We start from the raw sequence: 21,183 nt of genomic DNA, 5'->3' as shown, positions 1-21,183 counted from the left end.
ACATGGCGGTCGGCGCCTTTGCGTTCGAGCCGTTCGCCGGCCTCGCTTATCTCAACGTGTCCGGGGGCCGCTTCGCGGAGACCTGGGCGGGCGGCGCCGGGGCGGCGGCGCTCAGCGTCGATCTGGGCGCGCAGGACACGCTGTACACGACGCTCGGCCTGCGCGCGGCGACCTCGGTCCAGCTCGGCGGGCGGACCTTGACGCCGAGCGTGACGCTGGGCTGGCAGCACGCCTTCGGCGACACCATGCCGAGCGCGATGATGCAGTTCGTGGGCGGCGCGACGCCGTTCCAGGTGTCGGGCGTGCCGATCGCCGAGGATGCCCTGCTGCTCGGCGCCGGCCTCGCTTATGGCGTCTCCGACGCCGCCACCCTCCAGTTCACCTATACCGGCCAGATCGCCGGACAATCCTCCCAGAACGCCTTCACAGCCCAGTTCTCCCTCAAATTCTGACCCCCATCCCCGCCCCTCCGCGCCAAACCGGCGCGGAGGCCGATGCGCGGGACTGCCCGCGCCTCTCGGCGGCGGCACGTCCGTGTGGGGCCGATCCGCACCCTTGGCGGGTGCAATCCACCACACGGGGCTGTAGAGGCGGCCGCATACCCGAGAGAGTGGTGAAGTGGTGCTCCGGCGCCTTGGAACTCCAGGGCGTCCGGTTCAAAAAAACGCCCTCGACCTGCTCTCCCGGCTCTTCACCATATTGCCGAAACATCCGTCTGGTGGTGAGATTTGACCACCGACGCAGCGTGAGCCTGGCCATTCAATGGGGCCGGCATCAAGGGGCAAAACGTGGAGCGGCCGGGGACCGCGGCCATGTCGAGATGGCCGTCAGGCGTGCCGACCGGAGCGATGTTGCGAAACTGCGCCGCAGGGGGATCCGAGGAGATCAACTCCAGACGGAGGCGGTCGATGGACTATTTGTTTGAAAGCGTTCTGCGACGGACCATCGTGCGGGGTGGCCTCCGGGTGACCGCCGCATCGGGGCGCACGTTCAATGTCGGGCCCGACGTCCCGACCGTCCATGTCCGCTTCGCCACCGTCCTCGCCCAGTGTCGGCTCTTGCTCGACCCCGAGCTTGCGCTCGGCGAATTGTTCACCGAGGGTTTGATGACCCTGGAGTGCGGCGACATCGCGGATTTCCTCGACATCGCCATGTCGCAGCCGGTGATTCAGCCGACGCTGAGCTCGCGGGTCTTCTTCTGGGTCCGTCGGGCGCTGCGTCGGATCGCGCAGTTCAATCCTCCGGCGCGCGCGCGCCGGAACGTCGCGCATCATTACGACCTCGACGGGCGGCTTTATTCTCTGTTCCTCGATGCCGACCGGCAATATTCCTGCGCCTATTTCGAGCATGCCGATCAGCGCCTCGACGATGCGCAACTCGCCAAGAAGCGCCACCTCGCGGCGAAGCTGATCCTCGACCGGCCCGGCCTCACGACCCTCGATATCGGCAGTGGCTGGGGCGGGCTCAGCCTCTATCTCGCGGAAATCGCCGGCGCCCAGATGACTGGGGTGACGTTATCGACCGAGCAATTGGGGGCGGCGCGGGCGCGGGCGGAGGAAAAGGGCTTGAGCGACCGCGTGGAGTTCCGTCTCCAGGATTATCGCGACGTGGCCGGACCGTTCGACCGCATCGTCTCGGTGGGCATGTTCGAACATGTCGGCATCGATCATTACGGCGCCTTCTTCGCTCGCATCCGCGAGCTTCTGTCGCCGGACGGGGTGATGGTGCTCCACGCCATCGGGCGGTCCGACGTCCCGGGCATCACCAATCCCTGGATCGCCAAGTACATTTTCCCCGGCGGCTATATCCCCGCTCTGTCGGAGGTGTTGCCGCATATCGAGCGGGCGGGGCTCGTCGTGACGGACGTCGAGATCCTGAGATTGCATTATGCCGAGACGCTGAAGGCGTGGCGCGAGCGCTTCATCGCCCACCGCGAAGAAGTGCAGCGCCTCACCGACGCCCGCTTCTGCCGGATGTGGGAATTCTATCTCGCAGGCTCCGAAATGGCGTTCCGGCATCAGGGTATGATGATTTTCCAGATCCAACTCGCGAAGCGTCAGGAGGCGGTCCCGCTGACCCGGGACTATATCGTCCAGGCGGAGGAGCGGTTGCGGGCGGCAGAGCGCCGCGCCGCGGTCCCGCTTCGGCTCGCGGGCGAATAGCCTCGACGGGCTGCGCGGGATCAGTCCCGTGCGGCCCGAAGGGCCGCGGCCGCCGCCACCGGCCCGAGGACCAAAGCGAACAAAGCGAGCCCGCAGAGAACCTGAAACGGCGTGCCGAAGGGCACCGGGCCGCTCGCGGCGGCATTGGTGGCGGACACGGCGAAGATCAGCACCGGAATCGCCAGCGGCAGGACCAGCACCGCGATCAGCAGGCCGCCGCGCCGGAACGCGCCGGCAAAGGCCGCGCCGATCAGCCCGAGCGCGGTCACCGCGGGCGTGCCCGCGAGCAGTGTCGCGACCAGGGCGCCGATCGCCGCCGGATCGAGATTGAGCATCAGCGCGAGGAAGGGCGCGGCGATCACCAGAGGCAGGCCGGTCGCGATCCAATGGGCAAGGCCCTTCGCGGCGGCGATCAGTTCGAGCGGCAGCAGGCTGCCGGACATCGCGTCCAGAGAGCCGTCCTCGACGTCGGCTGCGAACAGGCGTTCCAGGCCGATCAGGCTCGCCAGCATGGCGCCGATCCACAGGATGGCGGGGCCGATGCGGGCAAGGAGGGCGAGATCCGGTCCCACGGCGAACGGCACCACCGCCACCACGGAGAGAAAGAAGACCACGCCGAGGCCGGCACCCCCGCCGGCGCGCGCCGCCAAAGCGAGGTCTCGCCGCACCAGGCCCAGGAAGGCACGGGTCATGCCGGCGCTCCGAGACGAAGGCCTCGGACCTCCGGGCCGAAATCGAGGGGAGCATGGGTCGCCGCGAGAATGAGGCCGCCTCCCGCGAGATGGTCCCGGCCGAGCGCGGCGAACCGCGCCTGCGCCGCGGCGTCGAGCGCCGTGGTGGGTTCGTCGAGCACCCAGACCGGCCGGTCTGCGACCAGGAGCCGCGCGATCGCCAGTCGCCGCCTCTGGCCTGCCGAAAGGGCGCTCGCCGGCAGCCGGCCGAGCCCGCCGAGCCCCACCGCCTCGAGGGCGTCGCCGACCTCCGCACCGGTTCGGCCCAGAACGGCGCGCCAGAAAGCGAGATTTTCGCCGACCCGCAGCGCGCCCTTCACGGCATCCTCATGGCCGAGATAGTGGACCTGCTCGGAGATCCGGGCCTCGGCGGGCACGCCGGAGAGCCGAACGCGGCCGGATGTCGCGGGCATCAGGCCGGCCACGATCCGCAGAAGCGACGATTTTCCGGCCCCGTTCGGCCCTGTGACCACGAGGGCTTCGCCGGCCGCAACGGTAAAGCTCAAGTCCGCGAACAGGAGCCGCGTGCCCCGCCGGCAGGCCAGGGCCTCGCCGTTGAGACGGAGCCTATCGCCCCGCGAGTCGCGATTTGCGATTGATGCATTGCACATTGGTTCGTCTTATCGCATGACCGCGGTTTGAAATGGCTCTATAAAGCGGCTGAACCGCACCGTCCAAGGTGGAATGGCACCTCCCCACTTCCCTTGCCTCGGACGTTTGGCGTCGGTCGATCATCGAACCGGAGACAAAGCGCCGTGACCTCGCTCGACAGCTTCAAGTGCCGCACCACCCTGTCCGTCGACGACAAGGACTATGTTTATTACAGCCTTGAAGCGGCCGAGAAAAACGGTCTGGCCGGGATTTCCCGTCTGCCCTTCTCGATGAAGGTGCTGCTGGAAAATCTCCTGCGCTTCGAGGATGGACGCAGCGTCACGAAGGAGGACATCGCCTCCGTCGCCGAATGGCTAACCTCGCGCGGCACGTCCGGCCGCGAGATCGCTTATCGTCCGGCCCGCGTTCTGATGCAGGATTTTACCGGTGTCCCGGCCGTTGTTGACCTCGCCGCGATGCGCGACGCCATGGTCAATCTCGGTGGCGACCCCGAAAAGATCAACCCGCTGGTGCCGGTGGACCTCGTCATCGACCATTCGGTGATCGTGAATTATTTCGGCGACTCCTCGGCGTTCCGCAAAAACGTCGAAGAGGAATACAAGCAGAACCAGGAACGCTATCGCTTCCTGAAATGGGGCCAGAGCGCGTTCGACAATTTCCGCGTGGTGCCTCCCGGAACCGGCATCTGCCATCAGGTCAATCTCGAATATCTCGCGCAGACGGTGTGGACCCGGAAGGAAGAGCTGAACGGCAAGACCGTGACGATCGCCTATCCCGATACGCTCGTCGGGACGGACAGCCACACGACGATGGTCAACGGCCTCGGGGTTCTCGGCTGGGGCGTCGGCGGCATCGAGGCCGAGGCGGCCATGCTCGGCCAGCCCATCTCGATGCTCATTCCCGAGGTGATCGGCTTCAAACTGTCCGGCAAGCTGAAGGAAGGCATCACCGCCACCGATCTCGTGCTCACCGTCACCCAGATGCTGCGCAAGAAGGGCGTGGTGGGCAAGTTCGTGGAATTCTTCGGCCCCGGGCTCGACCATTTGTCGCTCGCCGACCGTGCCACGATCGGCAATATGGCACCCGAATACGGCGCCACCTGCGGCTTCTTCCCGGTCGACCGCGAGACCATCGACTATCTCGACGAGACCGGCCGCAAGGGCAGCCGCGTCGAGCTGGTCGAGGCCTATTGCAAGGCCCAGGGCATGTGGCGGAAGAAGGACACGCCGGATCCGGTGTTCACCGACACGCTTGAGCTCGACCTCGACACCGTCCTTCCCTCGCTTGCCGGGCCGAAGCGTCCACAGGACCGGGTGCTGCTCACCGATTCGAAGACCGGTTTCATCGCCGCGCTCGAAGGCGAGTTCAAGAAGCCCGGTGAAGCTGACAAGCGCGTGCCGGTGGCCGGCGAGGATTTCACCGTCGGCCATGGCGATGTGGTGATCGCCGCGATCACCTCCTGCACCAACACCTCCAACCCCTCGGTGCTGATCGGCGCCGGCCTGCTTGCCCGCAATGCGGTGAAGAAAGGCCTGAAGTCCAAGCCGTGGGTGAAGACGTCGCTCGCCCCCGGCTCGCAGGTGGTTGCGGAATATCTCGACAAATCCGGCCTGCAGGCCGATCTCGATGCGCTTGGCTTCAACCTGGTCGGTTTCGGCTGCACCACCTGCATCGGCAATTCCGGGCCGTTGCCGGAGGCGATCTCGGAGGCGGTCAATGCGGGCGATCTCGTTGCCGCCGCGGTCCTTTCGGGCAATCGCAACTTCGAAGGCCGCGTCAATCCCGACGTGAAGGCGAACTATCTCGCCTCTCCCCCGCTGGTCGTCGCCTATGCCATCGCAGGATCGCTCCAAGTCGACCTGACCACCGAGCCGCTCGGCCTGGACGATGACGGAAAGCCCGTTTACCTCAAGGACATCTGGCCCTCCAACAAGGAGATCGCCCAGTACATCCGCGAGAATGTCACCAAGAAGATGTTCAAGGAAAAATATTCCGACGTCTTCAAGGGCGACGAGCACTGGCAGAAGATTTCGATCCCGACCGGTCAGACCTATGCCTGGCAGGATTCGTCGACCTATGTGCAGAACCCGCCATATTTCGTCGGCATGACGAAGGAGCCGGAGCCGGTCACCGACATCATCGATGCCCGCCTCCTCGGCCTGTTCCTCGACAGCATTACGACCGACCACATTTCGCCGGCCGGTTCGATCAAGGCGTCGAGCCCGGCGGGGCAGTATCTGGTCGAGCACCAGGTGCGTCCGGTCGATTTCAATCAATACGGCACGCGGCGCGGAAATCACGAAGTGATGATGCGCGGCACCTTCGCCAATATCCGCATTAAGAACCAGATGGTTCCCGGCGTCGAAGGCGGCGTCTCGGTGCACTATCCGGACGGTGATCAGGCGTCGATCTATGACGTCGCCATGCGCTACAAGGCCGAAGGCGTGCCGCTGGTGGTGATGGCTGGCAAGGAATACGGCACCGGGTCTTCACGCGACTGGGCGGCCAAGGGCACCAAGCTGCTCGGCATCCGCGCGGTCGTCGCCCAGTCCTTCGAGCGCATCCATCGCTCGAACTTGGTCGGGATGGGGATCATGCCGCTCGTCTTCCAGGAGGGGACCTCCTGGCAGACGCTCGGTATGAAGGGCGATGAACTCGTGACGCTGCGCGGCATCGAGGGTGAGCTGAAGCCGCGACAGACCATGACGGCGATCGTCGCCTATGCCGACGGCCGGGTGACCGAGGTGCCCTTGATCTGCCGCATCGATACGCTCGACGAGCTGGATTATTTCCGCTCCGGCGGCATTCTGCCTTACGTCCTGCGCTCCCTCGCGGCCTGAGGTACGCCGCCAAACGACCCCGCCTGCGTCTGCGCGGGCGGGGTGGTCGTCCCGTCGGAGTTTTCGCTTTCGCCCCGCCGGGGGTCTGCCACCATCCCAATGGATGCGCACCGAGGCCGTATCAAACACGGCCGCGCCTTCCATAGCCAGCGCCAAGCCCGCGCTTTTTCCTTGCTCCAGGCTCTCACTGCGAATTGACTGGTCTCCGACCTGAGCCGCGCCTATGCGTGGGTCTGTTCTCCCTGAAGCAGCTGTGCCGGTGCAGATGACCTTTCGTCCTGTTCTCCTCCTGGCTGCTGCGCTGATGTGCATGCCGGCTGTCGAGCGGGCCGCAGCGCAGCCACAATCTTCGCCTTCGGCCACGCCGAAGGCGGTGATCGAATTGTTCACGAGTCAGGGTTGCGCGTCCTGTCCTCCGGCCGATGCCCTGTTGAGCGAGTTGGCCGCGGATCCGGACATTATCGCCATCACTCTGGCAGTGGACTATTGGGACTATATCGGCTGGAAGGATACGCTGGCCAAGCATGGTCACTCGCTGCGCCAGAAGGCCTATGCCGAGCAGCGTGGCGACCGCATGCTCTACACGCCTCAGATGATCGTGGACGGCTTCGTTCCCGCGAAGGGGAGCGACAAAGCTGCGGTGCTCAAGGCGATGGCGCGCGCCCGCGACAAGGGATCGACCCTGGGCGTGCCGGTACGCGTCAGTCGGCGCGACTCGGATCTGGTGATCGAGGTCGGGGCGCTGCCGCGCGGGCCGGACAATCCGGCTTTTACCGCCGATATCTGGGTTTGCCCGGTGATCGCACGCCACGAAGTGGCGATCGGCCGGGGCGAGAATGCCGGCAAGACCGTCACCTATACGAATGTGGTGCGCGGCTGGCACAAGCTCGGTCCGTGGCGCGGCGAAGCTGCGACCTATGTCGTCCCGGTCGACCGCGTCACGGCGGCCGGCGAGGATGGCGTCGTGGTGATGGTGCAGAGCGGGACCCAGGCGGTGCCGGGCCCCATCCTCGGGGCCGCGAAGCTGGCGCTCCCCTGATCCCTCAAGTTTCGGCAAAGCGGCGCGCAAGCGCCTCGGACATGCGCGCGAGAATGCCGCTGTCCGATCCGACTGCCGTGAAGATCGTGCCGGCCTGGATATAGCGCTTGGCGAGAGCCTCGTCCGGCGTGAGGATGCCGGCGCGGTTGCCGGCGGCGGTGATGCGGCGGATCGTGGTCTCGATCAATTCGACGATCACGGGATCCCCCTGCTTGCCGAGATAGCCGACGCTGGAGGAGAGATCGCCGGGGCCGATAAACACGCCATCGACGCCCTCGACGCCGCAGATCGCTTCCAGATTGTCGAGCGCCTCCTGCGTCTCCACCTGGACCAACACGCAGATTTCGTCCTCGGCCCGGTCGTAATAATCCTTGATGCGGCCGAAGCGGGACGCCCGCGACGCTGCGGCGAAGCCTCGGATGCCCCGGGGGGGATAGCGGGTCGCGGCAACCGCGGCGCGCGCCTCCTCGGCATTCTGCACCATCGGGATCAGGAAGCTCTGAACCCCGGCATCGAGATAGCGCTTCATCATCACCGAATCATTCCAGGGGATCCGTACGATCGGCTGGGCGGTGCCTTCCATGGCGGCTTGGAGCTGGCCGTAGACGATCGGCAGCTCGTTGGGCGAATGCTCCGTGTCGAGCAGCAGCCAGTGGAAACCCGAGCCGGCGAGAATCTCGACCGTGAAATTGCTCGGAACAGAGCACCACAGGCCGATTTGCTGGCGCCCCGCATGAATGGCGCGCTTGAAGCTGTTGGCGGGCAGATCCACGTCTTGCTCCTGTGTGAAAGTTTCAAAGTCTGAAAGTCGGATGGGTCGATGGGTCAGAAAATCGCCGGCTCGCCGATCGGTGCGCCGAATCCGGTTTCGAGGAAATCAAAGTCGCAGCCTTCGTGGGCCTGACCGATATGGCGGGAGAACATCCAGCCATAGCCGCGTTCGAAGCGGGGCGGTGGCGGGGTCCATTCGGCTTTCCGGCGCGCCAGCTCCGCGTCGTCCACCTCGAGCGTGATCGACCGAGCCTCGACATCGACGCTGATCAAATCTCCGGTGCGCACCAGCGCCAGCGGACCGCCGACGAAGGATTCGGGCGCGACATGGAGCACGCAGGCGCCATAGCTCGTCCCGCTCATGCGCGCGTCGGAAATGCGCAGCATGTCGCGGACTCCCGCCCGCACGAGCTTTTTCGGCAGAGGCAGCATGCCCCATTCCGGCATTCCAGGTCCGCCCTGCGGCCCGGCATTGCGCAGCACCAGGACATGGTCGGGGCTGACGTCGAGATCGTCCCGGTCGATGGCGGCCTTCATGGCGGGGTAATCGTCGAAGACGAGGGCGGGACCGGTATGTTTGAGCAGCCGCTCTTCGCAGCATCCCGGTTTGATGACGCAGCCCTCGGGTGCAAGATTGCCCTTCAGCACTGCGAGCGCGCTCTGACGGGTGGCGGGGCGGTCGGCGGTGCGAATGACGTCGTCGTTGTGCACCTGAGCCGCGGCGATATTCTCGCCGAGAGTCCGGCCCGACACCGTCATCGCGTCGAGATCGAGATGGTCGGCGATGCGCGTCATCAGGGCCGGCAGGCCGCCGGCATAGAAGAAGTCTTCCATCAGATAGGCGTCGCCCGTCGGTCGGACGTTGGCGAGCGTCGGGACGCGGCGGCTGGCGCCTTCGAAATCGTCGAGCGTCACCGGACAGCCGGCCCGCCGCGACTGGGCGAGGACATGGATGATGGCGTTGGTCGAACAGCCCATCGCCATGGCGACCGCGATCGCATTCTCGAAGCTGCGGCGTTTCTGGATATCGGCCGGCGTGAGATCTTCCCAGACCATGTCGACGATGCGCCGCCCGGCGGCGGCGCACATGCGAATGTGGTTTGAATCTGCGGCCGGGATCGAGGAGGCGCCGGGCAGCGTCATGCCGATCGCCTCGGCGATGGCGGTCATGGTGGAGGCGGTGCCCATCGTCATGCAATGCCCGTAGGAGCGGGCGATGCCGCCCTCGATGTCCAGCCAATCCTGGTCCGATATGGTGCCGGCCCGCCGTTCGTCCCAGAATTTCCAGGCGTCGGAGCCGGAGCCCAACACCTTGCCTTTCCAGTTGCCGCGCAGCATGGGCCCGGCCGGGACGAAAATGGCCGGCACTCCGGCACTGGTCGCCCCCATCAGCAGTGCGGGCGTGGTCTTGTCGCAGCCGCCCATCAGGACCACGCCGTCCACGGGGTGGGAGCGGATCAACTCTTCAGCTTCCATGGCGAGGAGGTTGCGGTAGAGCATCGTGGTCGGCTTGACGAAGTTCTCGGCCAGAGAGATCGCGGGCAGCTCGATCGGAAAGCCGCCAGCCTGCAAGACACCGCGCTTCACATCCTCCACACGCTGCTTGAAGTGGGCGTGACAAGGATTGATGTCGGACCAGGTGTTGAGAATGGCGATCGCCGGACGGCCGATGAAGTCACCCGGTGCGTAGCCCATCTGCATGATGCGGGAGCGATGGCCGAAGCCCCGCAAATCGTCTTGGGCGAACCAGCGCGCGCTGCGCAGCGTGTCGACGGTTTTTCGGGGCTTTGCCATGATCGGCCTTCTCTGACGCAGACGGACTGTCCGACCCGGGTGCCGGGTCGGGGGACGTTGTGCCACCCGAGAGGTGGGGTAGGCATCGCTTCCGGGCTCATCCGGCGGCGGCTCGTTTCCGGTCGGCGCACGCCGCTTCGGACTTATGGGTTGGGCGTGATCTTGCCTTCTTCGACCACCGTCTTCCACATCGCCTGCTCCTTGGCTTGGAAAGCCTCGAACTCCTTCGGCGAGGAAGCGACGACTTCGAAGCCGATGTCGTTGAATTTCTTCTTCACATCGGGGTCCTTGAGCGCGGCCATCAGGGCCGCCTCGATCTTGGCCTTCACGTCGGCGGGAAGTCCCTTCGGCGCCCCGGCAGCCTGCCAGGAATAGACCTCCAAGGGCACTCCGGCCTGCGCCATGGTCGGCGTGTCGGGGAAGAGCGAGGTGCGGTCCGCCGCGGTCACGGCGAGCAGCTTCAGCTTGCCGGCACGGATCTGGTTCGCCACCGAGCCGAGATTCTGGAACGAGACGTCGGCGTGCCCGCCCATCAAATCGTTGATCGCGGGTCCGCCGCCTTTATAGGGCACATGAACGCCCTCGGTGCCGGTCTTCTGCCAGAACAGCGCGGCGGTGAGGTGGTCCGACGAGCCGATGCCGGATGAGGCGAAGGTCACCTTGTTCGGGTTTTTCTTCAGATACTCCACCAGTTCCTTGACCGTATTGGCGGGGAAATTCGGCGAGGTTACGAGCACGTTGGGTGTGCGCACCACCTGGGTGAGAAGGTCCATGTCCTTCTGGGGCGAATAGGACAGATTGGGATAGAGCGCCGGATTGATGGCGAATACCCCGATCGACCCCACCAGAAGCGTGTAACCGTCGGGCGCCGACTTCGCGACCTGGGTCGCGCCGGTGCCGCCGTTCGCGCCGGGCTTATTGTCGACGACAACAGGCTGACCGAGCTTCTCCGACATCTTGCCTGTCAGGAAGCGCGCCGTGCTGTCGGAGGCGCCGCCGGCCGGGAAGGGCACGACGATGGTGACGGCGCGCTCGGGATACTCGGCTGCCCAACAAGATGTGCTGAGCGCGATGCCCAAAAGGGCCGCGCACGTAAATTTCAATGATGGCATCGAACGTCCTCCCAGGACTTTGCTTTCACCGGCCGCAAGGGCCGGACGTGCCCGTCTGAGGCGGGTCCATGGAACAAAAACACTAATGCATTAGTGGGTCAACCTGAAACCGTGCTAGAACGCCCCCTCATGAACGAGGCGATCAACCCGCAATTGCTCCCCCGCCCGGCGCGCGACCGCTCGCGGCAGGCGGCCCCCCAGGTGTTCGACTATCTGCGCGAACAGATCGTGACTTTGGTCCTTCCCCCCGGAGCGACGCTGCCGCGCGCGGCGCTTCAGGATCTGTTCGGCGTCTCGTCGACGCCCGTTCGGGATGCCTTGATGCGTCTTGAGGAAGAGGGGTTGGTGGAGGTGTTTCCCCAGCACGCCACCAAGGTTTCCCCCATCGACCTCTCTCAGGCGCGCCGCACGCAATTCCTCCGCCGCGCGATCGAGCAGGAAGCGGTCCGCCTCTTGTGCGCGCGTCCCGACAGACAGACCGCGCTTGCGGCGCTCGAAGCCGTCATCGCCCGGCAGTCCGCTTTGCTGGCCGCCGGGGATCTCGAAGCCTTCGATGTGGCCGACCGCGATTTTCACGCGACCTTGTGCGACCAGGTGGAGGCGGGCGAGGTGTGGGCTCTGGTGCGCCGCTCCTCGGGCCATATCGACCGCTTGCGTCGGCTCAACCTGCCGCTCGCCGGCAAGGCGCCGCAGATCATCCGCGATCACGCGGCGATCGTCGCGGGCATTGCCGCGGGCGATCCCGCCGCCGCCCAGCAGGCGGTGCGCGACCATCTGTTCCGCTCTCTCGCCTCAGCTGACGGCATGCGCATGGACCGGCCGCATTATTTCAGAGACTGAGCGGGCGTTTGGAGGGTTGGCGCCCGCGTCGCCGGTGCGGCCGGCCGGTGCTTGATTTGTCCTCCCGCATGCTGTTGCCTTGCCACCGGACAAGGCAACAGGCGGGAGCGCCGCCGGGGAGAAACGCGCATGCTGACCACCGTCGACGCCTTCGACCGGATCGGCGAAGAAAACGCCTTCGCTGTGCTCGCGCGCGCGACCGCGCTCGCCGATCAGGGGCGGGACATCATCAATCTCGGCATCGGCCAGCCGGACTTCCGCACGCCGGAACACATCGTCGAAGCTGCCGTGAGGGCCCTGAAGGACGGGCACCACGGCTATACACCCTCCGTCGGCATCCTGCCGCTGCGCGAAGCCGTGGCGCGCGATCTGCATCGCCGCTATGGCGCATCGGTCGATCCCGGCCTGGTCATGATCATGCCGGGCGGCAAGGTCACGATGTACGCCGCGATCCGCCTGTTCGGCGAACCCGGAGCGGAAATCCTCTATCCCGACCCCGGCTTTCCCATCTACCGCTCCATGATCGAGCATACCGGTGCAACCCCGGTTCCCGTGCCGATCCGCGAGGCGAACGGGTTCGCCTTTTCGGCAGAGGAGACGCTCGGCCTGATCACGCCGCGCACGCGCCTCCTCATCATCAATTCGCCGGCGAACCCGACCGGCGGTGTCACGCCCAAAGCGGAAATCGACAAGCTGGTCGCCGGCCTTGCCGCTTATCCGCATGTCGCGCTGATGTCGGATGAGATCTACGACCATTTCGTCTTCGACGGCGAGCGCCACCAGACCCTGCTGGCCTATCCGGAGATCCGCGACCGGCTGATCCTGCTCAACGGCTGGTCCAAGACTTATGCCATGACCGGCTGGCGGCTCGGCTATTCGATCTGGCCGAAGAGCCTCTATGAGAGCGTCCGCAAGCTTTCGGTGAATGCCTGGTCCTGCGTGAACGCCGCGACCCAATTTGCCGGCATCGCCGCGCTCGACGGCCCGCAAGACGCCGTCGCGGCGATGGTCGCCGAGTTCGATCGCCGCCGACACATCGTGGTCGAGGGGCTGAACGCGCTGCCGGGAATATCCTGCGCCACGCCTAAAGGCGCGTTCTACGCCTTCCCGAATGTCGCCGGAACCGGCTGGGGCTCGGCCAAGGCGCTGGCTTCGGCGCTGCTGGAGGAGGTGGGCGTCGCGGTCATCGGGGGTCCGGACTTCGGGGTGCATGGAGAAGGTTACATCCGGCTGTCCTACGCCAATTCCGCGGAGAACATCCGTAAGGCCTTGGAGCGGATGGACGGCTTCCTGCGCCAGAGCAAGGCGGCTTGAAGGCGTCTGGGCCGATCGTCCCGCAGCCTCGCCGGTGCCGAAGGGCACGCTGCGCCAACTTGCGCGCCGGGGACCTCTGACCGATGGTGGACCAAAGGCCCAGGGCCCGAGGAGATCACATGGCGAAGGTCGTTTGCGTCGGCGAGGTGATGGTTGAACTGGCGCGCGGCGGGGATGGCCGGTTCGGGCTCGCCTTTGGGGGAGACACCTTCAACACCGCAGTCTATCTCGCCCGTGCCGGAATCGATACCGGCTACGCCACCGCCCTCGGTGACGACGCCTTCTCGGAACAGATCCTCGGTCTCGCCGCGATGGAGGGTGTCGGCCGGAGCGCCGTGCTGCAGGTCAAGGGGCGCGTGCCCGGGCTCTATCTCATCACCACGGATGACCGCGGTGAGCGCTCCTTCCATTATTGGCGCGACACCTCGCCCGCCCGGCTTCTGTTCGAGCTCGACGGCTGGCAGGAAGTCGCGGCGCAGCTGGTGGATGCACGCGCGCTCTATTTCTCAGGGATCACGCTGTCGCTCTATTCCAATGCCGGCCTCGGACGGTTTCTTGCGGCGCTCGAGCTTGCGGGAGAGCGGGGTGCGTGGCGGGTGTTCGACGGCAATTTCCGGCCGCGCGGCTGGGGCGGCGATCTCGCGCGCGCCCGCACCGTCTTCGCCGAAGCGATGAAGCGGGCCTCCATCGCGTTGCCGACCTTCGAGGACGAGGTGGCGCTGTGGGGCGATGCCTCGCCTCGGGCCACGATCGAGCGGATCACGACGTACGGCGTGCGCGAAGTGGTGGTGAAGAACGGCCCCGGCGGGGCTCTGGTCTATGCCGACGGCTCGCTGATCGAGGTGCCGGTCGAGCGGGAGGTGCGGCCTGTCGACACGACCGGAGCCGGAGACAGCTTCAATGCCGGTTATCTCGCCGCCCGCCTCAAGGGCGAGACGCCGGAGGCGGCCGCTCTGGCCGGCCATCGGTTGGCCAGCGCGGTCATCATGCATCGCGGGGCGATCATTCCGCGGTCCGAGCATGAGGGCCTGAGCGCACACTGAGCCGCCGCGGCTTTTAGAATTTCGCCGCCCGTTTCAGGCGCGATGCCGCCAAAGCAAGATCGCGCACCCTGGCGAAATCCCCGGCGCGGATTGCGTCCGCAGGGACCACCCAAGAGCCGCCCACCGCCACCACGTTGGGCAAAGCGAGATAGGTCTCGACATTGCCGGGACCAATCCCGCCTGTCGGACAGAAGCGCAGGCCGGGCAGGGGCCCGGCAATCGACTTCAGGAATGGCACGCCGCCGGCGGCTTCGGCCGGGAAGAATTTCATGACCTCGAAGCCGTGCGCCATCAGCGCCATGGCTTCGCTCACGCTGGCGCAGCCGGGCAGGACAGGGACCGGCGCGGCCGCCAGCGCGGCCGCAAAGGCGGGCGTCGTTCCCGGGCTGACCAGATAGGCGGCGCCTGCCTCGATCGACGCTTCGACATGCGCTGGCTCCGTCACCGTCCCGGCGCCGAGGACCGCACCTTCCACCTCGGATGCGATGGCCCGGATCGCTTCCAGGGCCACCGGCGTGCGCAGTGTCACTTCGATCAGCGGCAATCCGCCTTGGACCAGCGCGCGCGCGAGCGGCACCGCATCCTCTAGGCGTTCGATCACCACGACCGGAATGACGGGCGCGCGGGCGAGAAGCGGGAACGGGCTCGGCAGACTCATGGGCGTGTCTCCAGTGCCAGACCTATGAAGCCCAGCGCCTCGTGTGTGTCGAGAGCCAAACGCTCGGTGCACCGCTTTGCTCCGCCGGTGCGGCTGGACTTTTCCAGTGATACTGTGTATCAAAATGCCATGAGCGCAGAGAGTTCCTCCCCCCGTGCGGCGGGTCCTGGTAGTGGCTTTCCTGGACAGGATCGGCAGTCCGGGGGGTCGTCCTTTTCCGTGCTGCGGTCGTCCCTTCCCTACCGTCTCGCACTTGTTGCGGTCATTGCCTGCGTTCTGTGGGTGGCCGTCATCTGGGTCACGCCATGAACAGCGCGGGGCCGATCATGACGGGTAATTCCCTCAGCCCTCAGTTGCGGTTTCGCGATCTGACGCTCGGCTATGAGCGGCACCCGGCGGTTCATCATCTCGACGGGTCAGTAGAGGAAGGCGCGCTTCTCGCCATTTGCGGACCGAACGGGGCCGGCAAGTCCACATTGATGCGCGGCATCATCGGCCAGCTTCGGCCGCTTGCCGGCGCCATCGAGCGTGGTGGGCTGGACCCGCGGGACATCGCGTATCTGCCGCAAGGGGCGCAGGTCGATCGCAGCTTTCCGATTTCGGTCTACGATATGGTCGCCATGGGGTTGTGGCGGCGCTCGGGTCTGTTCGGCGGCATCGGCCGGACTGACCGGACCGCGATCGCCGAGGCTATTGCGGCCGTGGGTCTCCAAGGCTTTGAGACCCGGCCCATCGGCACGCTTTCCGGCGGCCAGATGCAGCGGACCCTGTTCGCGCGCCTGCTGCTCCAGAACGCCCGGCTGATCCTGCTCGATGAGCCGTTCACCGCGCTCGATGCCAAGACCGTGTCCGATCTGCTGGATCTGGTGCGGCGCTGGCATGGCGAAAAGCGCACGGTTCTCGCCGTGCTGCACGATTTCGATCTGGTGCGGACGCACTTTCCGCAGACCCTGCTGCTCGCCCGCTCGGCGATTGCCTGGGGGCCGACGGCGGAGGCGCTCGCACCGGAAAATCTTCTCAAGGCACGCCGCATGGGCGAGGCCTGGGGTGGCGACGAGCCCTGCGAGGTCGCGGCGTAACCCAGTCAAGGTTTCGAGACAGGTCGGCGGTCCGCGGGGCGGATCCGATCTCGCTCGGCTTTCACCACGCCTCCTCCGCCGCAGCGGTGGGAAGGCGGAGACCTATCGGACCCCGATGAACTTTACGGACCTCTTCATCGCGCCTTTCGCGGAGTTCGAGTTCATGCGCCGCGCGCTGGTCGGCATCTTCGCCCTGGCGCTGGGGGCAGGGCCGGTCGGTGCCTTCCTCATGCTGCGGCGCATGAGCCTGACCGGCGACGCCATGGCCCATGCGATCCTTCCCGGCGCCGCGATCGGGTTCCTGGTGTCCGGCCTCGATCTTTTCGCCATGACGTTCGGAGGTCTTGCGGCCGGTCTGTTCGTCGCGGTGGGGGCGGGCGTCGTGGCGCGCGCCACCGAGTTGAAGGAGGATGCCTCGCTGGCGGCCTTCTATCTGATCTCTCTGGCGCTCGGCGTGATGATTCTTTCGGTGAAGGGATCGAACGTCGATCTGCTCCATGTGCTGTTCGGCACCGTTCTCGGGCTCGACGATCCCACGCTCTATCTGGTCGCCGGGATCGCGACGTTCACCCTCGTCACCCTGGCCGTCATCTGGCGCCCGCTGGTTCTGGAATGCGTGGACCCGGCCTTTCTCTCTTCGGTCAGCCGTGCCGGCGCGCCGAGCCACATCGCCTTTCTCGCGCTGGTCGTTCTAAATCTGGTCGGCGGCTTTCACGCGCTCGGCACGCTGTTGGCGGTCGGCCTCATGATGCTTCCGGCGGCGACCGCGCGCTTCTGGGTGCGCGATCTCACGCCGCTGGTCTGCCTCGCCACCGCGATCGCCTTCGTCTCCGGCTTTGCCGGCCTGCTCATCTCCTACCATGTCGGCGCGCCCTCCGGTCCCGCCATCATCCTGGTGGCGGGCGGCGCTTACGTCGTCTCCGTCCTGTTCGGTCCCGCCGGCGGGGTGATCGCCCGCCGCTTCCCCCAGCGCCATTTCGAAGCCTGAAGGAGAAAGTCATGCTTTCCCGCCGTATCCTCCTCGCCGCCGCCGCGCTGGCCCTCGCCAGCGGCCCGGGCCTGGCCCAGCCGTCCGCTCCGGCCCCGCAAGACAAGGTCCCGGTCGTCGCTTCCTTCTCGATCCTCGGCGATTTTGTGAGGAATGTCGGTGGCGACCGCATCGCGCTGACGACGATCGTCGGCCCCAACGGCGACAGCCATGTCTATCAACCGACCCCCGCCGACGCGAAGAAAGTGGCGGCCGCCAAGCTCGTCTTCGTCAACGGGCTCGGGTTCGAAGGCTGGATCGACCGGCTGATCAAGGCCTCCGGCTCGAAGGCCAAAGTGATCGTGGCGACGAAGGGGATCAGCCCGCGCGAGCGCACGGCGAGCGAACCGCAGGAGGACGACGATCACGGGCATAAACACAAGAGCAAGGCGCACGCCCATGATCACGGGCCGATCGACCCGCATGCCTGGCAGTCGATCGCCAATGCCAAGATCTATGTGACCAATATCCGAGATGCCCTGAATGCCGCCGACCCCGCGGGCACCACGGTCTACGACGCCAATGCCGCCGCCTATCTCGCCAAGCTCGACGCGCTCGATGCGCAGGTCAAGGCGGCGATCGCCGCTATTCCGGCGGATCGGCGCATCATCATCACCTCCCACGATGCCTTCGGCTATTTCGGCGACGCCTATGGCGTGAAGCTGCTCGCGCCCGAGGGGGTCTCGACCGAGACCGAGGCCTCGGCCAAGGATGTCGGCCGCATCATCCGCCAGATCAAGGCGCAGAAGGTGCCGGCGGTGTTCCTCGAGAACGTCACAAATCCCAAGCTGGTGGATCGGATCGCCAAGGAAAGCGGTGCGAAGGTCGGCGGCACGCTCTATTCGGATGCGCTCTCGGATGACAAAGGCCCGGCGCCTACCTACATCGACATGATGCGCAGCAATGTGCGGGAGCTGTCGGGTGCGCTGACCAGCTGATCCGCTTTGCGTCACGTCTTATCGGCCCCGTTTCCGGCTGGTCCGGAGCGGGGCCGACGTCCGCCCGGAGTGTCCCATGTCTGAGACCCAGAAGATCCCCGTCACCGTGCTCACCGGCTATCTCGGCGCGGGAAAGACCACTTTGCTCAACCGCATCCTCTCCGAGCCGCACGGCAAAAAATTCGCCGTCATCGTCAACGAGTTCGGCGAGATCGGCATCGACAACGACCTCGTCGTGGGCGCCGACGAGGAAGTGTTCGAGATGAACAATGGCTGCGTCTGCTGCACGGTGCGCGGCGACCTGATCCGCATCATCGACGGATTGATGCGCCGCAAAGGCGGGTTCGACGGCATCATCGTCGAGACCACGGGCCTTGCCGATCCCGCGCCCGTCGCCCAGACCTTCTTCGTCGACGAGGAGATGGGTGCGCGCGTCAAGCTCGACGCCGTCGTGACGGTCGCCGACGCCAAATGGCTGACCGACCGGCTGAAGGACGCGCCCGAGGCGAAGAACCAGATCGCCTTTGCCGACGTGATCCTCCTCAACAAGACCGACCTCGTCACCCCGGCCGAGCTTGCCGAGGTCGAAGGCCGCATCCGCGCCATCAACCCCTATGCCCGGCTGCACCGCACGCAGAAGTCCGCGGTCGCGATCGACAAGGTCCTGAACCAGGGGGCGTTCGATCTCGACCGCATCCTCGCGCTCGAACCCGCCTTCCTGGAGGAGGACGAGCATCATCATCATGCGCATGGGCCGGATTGCGGCTGTGACCACGATCACGCCCACGGGCATGATCACAGCCACCATGACCACGCACAGCACGCGGGCGGGCTGAAGCACTATCACGACGAGGAGATGCAGTCGGTCTCCTTCGCCGTGGAGCAGCCTTTGGACCCCGACAAATTCTTCCCCTGGGTCCAGGAGCTGGTCGCCCGCGAGGGGGTGAACATTCTGCGGTCCAAGGGCATCCTGTCGTTCAAGGACGACCCGCTGCGCTTCGTCTTCCAGGGCGTCCACATGATCCTGGACGGGGACCACCAGCGCCCATGGAAGCCCGACGAGGAGCGGCTGAGCCGCATCGTCTTCATCGGCCGCCATCTCGACGCGCCCAAGCTCGAGCAAGGCTTTCTCGCCTGCGCCGCCTGATCGGCTTCGCCGCCCGCGCGGCGCTTGTCAGGTTCGGGTGCGCACCCATTCGATGATGCCGGAAAAGTCTTTTCCGGCATGGCCGTCGGCCTCGAACGCGGCATAGAGCGCGGTCGCGGCGGCGCCGAGCGCGGTCGGTGCGCCGGCCTGCTCCGCCGCCTCCTGCGACAGCTTCAGATCCTTCAGCATCAAAGCGGCGGAAAATCCCGGCCGGTAATCCCGGTTGGCCGGGCTCGCCGGCACCGGGCCGGGCACCGGGCAATAGGTGGTCAGCGACCAGCATTGTCCCGATGAGGTCGAGGCGACGTCATAGAGCGCCTGATGCGACAGGCCGAGCTTTTCGGCCAGCACGAAGGCCTCGCACACCCCGATCATGGAGATGCCGAGGATCATATTGTTGCAGATCTTCGCCGCCTGTCCGGCGCCGGCCTCGCCGCAATGGACGATCTTCTTGCCCATTGCCGCGAGGATCGGTTCGGCCGTGGCGAAGGCCGCCGCGGCGCCGCCGCACATGAAGGTCAGCGTGGCGGCCTCCGCCCCGCCCACGCCGCCGGAGACCGGGGCGTCGAGGCTCGCATGGCCGGCGGCCACCGCCGCGTCATGGAAGGCGCGGGCCGAGGCGACGTCGATGGTGGAACTGTCGATGAACAGCGTCCCCGGTTGTGCGGCGGCGAACAGTTCCGGCGTGACCGCCATCACATGCTTGCCGCTGGGCAGCATGGTGACGACGATCTCCGCATCCGCGACCGCCTCGGCGGCGGTGGCCGCGATCGCGACGCCCTTGGCCCGCGCGGCCTCCAGCGCAGCAGGCGAAAGGTCGAACCCGATCACCGCGTGCCCCGCCTTGGCGAGGTTGGCCGCCATGGGTGCGCCCATGTTTCCGAGCCCGATGAAGCCGATTTTGGCCATGAACGCCTCCCCTTGATTTGATTTCAGTTTTTCCGTTCGACCAGCGCGCGCGCGATGATTACCCGCATGATTTCGTTGGTGCCTTCCAGGATCTGGTGCACGCGCAGATCGCGCACGATCTTCTCGATCCCGTAATCGGCGAGATAGCCGTAGCCGCCATGCAATTGCAGCGCCTGGTTCGCGACCTCGAAGCCGGCATCGGTGACGTGCCGCTTGGCCATCGCGCAGAGCCGCGTCGCCTGCGGGTCCGCTTTGTCCAACGCGGCGGCGGCGCGCCAGAGGAAGGTGCGCGCCACTTCCAGCTCGGTCTCCATGTCGGCGAGGCGGAATTGCAGCGCCTGGAAGGCGTTGAGCGTCTTGCCGAAGGCCGTGCGGGCGCCGAGATAGGCGACGGCCTTGTCGAAGGCGGCCTGGGCGCCGCCGAGCGAGCAGGCGGCGATGTTGAGGCGGCCGCCGTCGAGCCCCGCCATCGCGAAGCGGAAGCCGTCGCCCTCGGCGCCGATGCGGTTCGCGACCGGCACGCGGCAAGTCTCGAAGATCACCGCGCGGGTCGGCTGCACCTTCCAGCCCATTTTCTTCTCGTTGGCGCCGAAGGAGAGGCCCGGCGTTCCCGCTTCCACGACGATCGCGGAGACCCCGCCGGCGCCCGGTCCGCCGGTCCGCGCCATCACGACATACAGGTCGGCGGCGCCGGCACCGGAAATGAACTGCTTCTGGCCGTCGAGGACATAATGGTCGCCGTCCCGCACCGCGCGGGTCTTCAGGGCCGCGGCGTCCGAGCCGGCGCCGGGCTCGGTCAGGCAATAGGCGGCGATGTGCTCCATGGTGCAGAGCTTCGGCAGCAGGCGGCGGCGCAGTTCGTCTCCGCCGAACCGGTCGATCATCCAGGCGGCCATGTTGTGGATGGACAGGAAGGCGGAGGTGGCTGGGCAGCCGGTGGCGAGCGCCTCGAAGATCAGCGCCGCGTCCAGCCGGGTCAGGCCCGATCCCCCGACATCCTCGCGCACATAGATCCCGCCCATGCCGAGCGCGGCGGCGGCGCGGAAGGTGGGGATGGGGAACACCTGTTCCTCGTCCCATTGCCCGGCATGAGGCGCGATCTCCGCGCGGGCGAAATCCCGCGCCATGTCCCTGATCGCGACTTGGTCCTCGGAGAGCTCGAACATC

19 protein-coding genes are annotated in these 21,183 nt (G+C 66.3%); 11 read left to right on the top strand and 8 right to left on the bottom strand.

The window, feature by feature from the left end:
- Positions 1 to 452, top strand: a 452-nt coding sequence (locus EDC64_RS10980; protein ID WP_132031325.1) for an autotransporter outer membrane beta-barrel domain-containing protein, incomplete at its 5' end; no start/stop codon positions are given.
- Positions 453 to 908: 456 nt separating this feature from the next.
- Entirely contained in the window at positions 909 to 2,162 is a 1,254-nt protein-coding gene (locus EDC64_RS10975; RefSeq protein ID WP_132031324.1) for an SAM-dependent methyltransferase, read from the top strand.
- A 20-nt stretch (positions 2,163 to 2,182) separates the two neighbouring features.
- On the opposite strand, the gene ccmB is transcribed toward EDC64_RS10975, so the two are convergent.
- Complete coding sequence (gene ccmB / locus EDC64_RS10970) at positions 2,183 to 2,854, bottom strand: heme exporter protein CcmB (RefSeq protein ID WP_132031323.1); 672 nt, start codon at positions 2,852 to 2,854, stop codon at positions 2,183 to 2,185.
- Positions 2,851 to 3,504, bottom strand: coding sequence for a heme ABC exporter ATP-binding protein CcmA (gene ccmA / locus EDC64_RS10965; RefSeq protein ID WP_132031322.1), 654 nt, complete (start codon positions 3,502 to 3,504; stop codon positions 2,851 to 2,853). Before ccmA ends, ccmB begins: the two co-directional genes overlap by 4 nt.
- 144 nt (positions 3,505 to 3,648) lie before the next feature.
- On the opposite strand from ccmA, the gene acnA reads away from it, so the two are divergent.
- Together acnA and EDC64_RS10955 are read left to right on the top strand one after the other, a co-directional pair.
- A complete protein-coding gene (gene acnA / locus EDC64_RS10960) occupies positions 3,649 to 6,345 on the top strand; it encodes an aconitate hydratase AcnA (RefSeq protein ID WP_132031321.1) in 2,697 nt (898 codons plus the stop codon).
- A 265-nt stretch (positions 6,346 to 6,610) separates the two neighbouring features.
- Complete coding sequence (locus tag EDC64_RS10955; RefSeq protein WP_165933721.1) at positions 6,611 to 7,384, top strand: DUF1223 domain-containing protein; 774 nt, start codon at positions 6,611 to 6,613, stop codon at positions 7,382 to 7,384.
- Between the two features lie 4 nt (positions 7,385 to 7,388).
- On the opposite strand, the gene EDC64_RS10950 is transcribed toward EDC64_RS10955, so the two are convergent.
- The 3 genes from EDC64_RS10950 to EDC64_RS10940 form a co-directional block, all read right to left on the bottom strand.
- A complete protein-coding gene (locus EDC64_RS10950) occupies positions 7,389 to 8,156 on the bottom strand; it encodes an aldolase/citrate lyase family protein (RefSeq protein WP_132031319.1) in 768 nt (255 codons plus the stop codon).
- 53 nt (positions 8,157 to 8,209) lie between these two features.
- Entirely contained in the window at positions 8,210 to 9,949 is a 1,740-nt protein-coding gene (araD, locus tag EDC64_RS10945) for an L-arabinonate dehydratase (protein WP_132031318.1), read from the bottom strand.
- Between the two features lie 143 nt (positions 9,950 to 10,092).
- The gene (locus EDC64_RS10940) at positions 10,093 to 11,061 is read right to left on the bottom strand and encodes a Bug family tripartite tricarboxylate transporter substrate binding protein (RefSeq protein WP_132031317.1); all 969 of its coding nucleotides are present in this window, start codon (positions 11,059 to 11,061) and stop codon (positions 10,093 to 10,095) included.
- A gap of 129 nt (positions 11,062 to 11,190) precedes the next feature.
- Between EDC64_RS10940 and EDC64_RS10935 the strand changes: the two genes are divergently transcribed.
- The 3 genes from EDC64_RS10935 to EDC64_RS10925 all read left to right on the top strand — a co-directional run bounded on the left by EDC64_RS10935 (position 11,191) and on the right by EDC64_RS10925 (position 14,258).
- A complete protein-coding gene (locus EDC64_RS10935) occupies positions 11,191 to 11,901 on the top strand; it encodes a GntR family transcriptional regulator (RefSeq protein WP_132031316.1) in 711 nt (236 codons plus the stop codon).
- 129 nt (positions 11,902 to 12,030) lie between these two features.
- Positions 12,031 to 13,215, top strand: a complete 1,185-nt coding sequence (locus tag EDC64_RS10930) for a pyridoxal phosphate-dependent aminotransferase (protein ID WP_132031315.1) — start codon at positions 12,031 to 12,033, stop codon at positions 13,213 to 13,215.
- Positions 13,216 to 13,334: 119 nt separating this feature from the next.
- Positions 13,335 to 14,258, top strand: a complete 924-nt coding sequence (locus tag EDC64_RS10925; RefSeq protein WP_132031314.1) for a sugar kinase — start codon at positions 13,335 to 13,337, stop codon at positions 14,256 to 14,258.
- Positions 14,259 to 14,271: 13 nt separating this feature from the next.
- Here EDC64_RS10925 and eda read toward each other — a convergent pair whose 3' ends face one another.
- Positions 14,272 to 14,916, bottom strand: coding sequence for a bifunctional 4-hydroxy-2-oxoglutarate aldolase/2-dehydro-3-deoxy-phosphogluconate aldolase (gene eda / locus EDC64_RS10920; RefSeq protein ID WP_132031313.1), 645 nt, complete (start codon positions 14,914 to 14,916; stop codon positions 14,272 to 14,274).
- Between the two features lie 326 nt (positions 14,917 to 15,242).
- Here eda and aztA point away from each other — a divergent pair, with 326 nt between their 5' ends.
- The 4 genes from aztA to EDC64_RS10900 all read left to right on the top strand — a co-directional run bounded on the left by aztA (position 15,243) and on the right by EDC64_RS10900 (position 19,107).
- Entirely contained in the window at positions 15,243 to 15,995 is a 753-nt protein-coding gene (gene aztA, locus EDC64_RS10915; RefSeq protein ID WP_132031312.1) for a zinc ABC transporter ATP-binding protein AztA, read from the top strand.
- 115 nt (positions 15,996 to 16,110) lie between these two features.
- Positions 16,111 to 16,983, top strand: a complete 873-nt coding sequence (locus tag EDC64_RS10910) for a metal ABC transporter permease (RefSeq protein ID WP_132031311.1) — start codon at positions 16,111 to 16,113, stop codon at positions 16,981 to 16,983.
- Between the two features lie 11 nt (positions 16,984 to 16,994).
- A complete protein-coding gene (locus EDC64_RS10905; protein WP_132031310.1) occupies positions 16,995 to 17,960 on the top strand; it encodes a metal ABC transporter substrate-binding protein in 966 nt (321 codons plus the stop codon).
- 76 nt (positions 17,961 to 18,036) lie between these two features.
- Entirely contained in the window at positions 18,037 to 19,107 is a 1,071-nt protein-coding gene (locus EDC64_RS10900) for a CobW family GTP-binding protein (RefSeq protein WP_132031309.1), read from the top strand.
- A gap of 27 nt (positions 19,108 to 19,134) precedes the next feature.
- Here EDC64_RS10900 and mmsB read toward each other — a convergent pair whose 3' ends face one another.
- Together mmsB and EDC64_RS10890 are read right to left on the bottom strand one after the other, a co-directional pair.
- A complete protein-coding gene (mmsB, locus tag EDC64_RS10895) occupies positions 19,135 to 20,043 on the bottom strand; it encodes a 3-hydroxyisobutyrate dehydrogenase (RefSeq protein WP_245504655.1) in 909 nt (302 codons plus the stop codon).
- Complete coding sequence (locus EDC64_RS10890; protein ID WP_132031307.1) at positions 20,040 to 21,182, bottom strand: isobutyryl-CoA dehydrogenase; 1,143 nt, start codon at positions 21,180 to 21,182, stop codon at positions 20,040 to 20,042. Before EDC64_RS10890 ends, mmsB begins: the two co-directional genes overlap by 4 nt.
- Between the last annotated feature and the right edge of the window lies 1 nt (position 21,183).

This window comes from Aquabacter spiritensis, from assembly GCF_004346185.1.
In the GTDB taxonomy this organism is placed as follows: domain Bacteria; phylum Pseudomonadota; class Alphaproteobacteria; order Rhizobiales; family Xanthobacteraceae; genus Aquabacter; species Aquabacter spiritensis.
The sequence above is the reverse complement of the archived record's forward strand: the minus strand, read 5'-3'. Positions and strand labels throughout refer to the sequence as shown.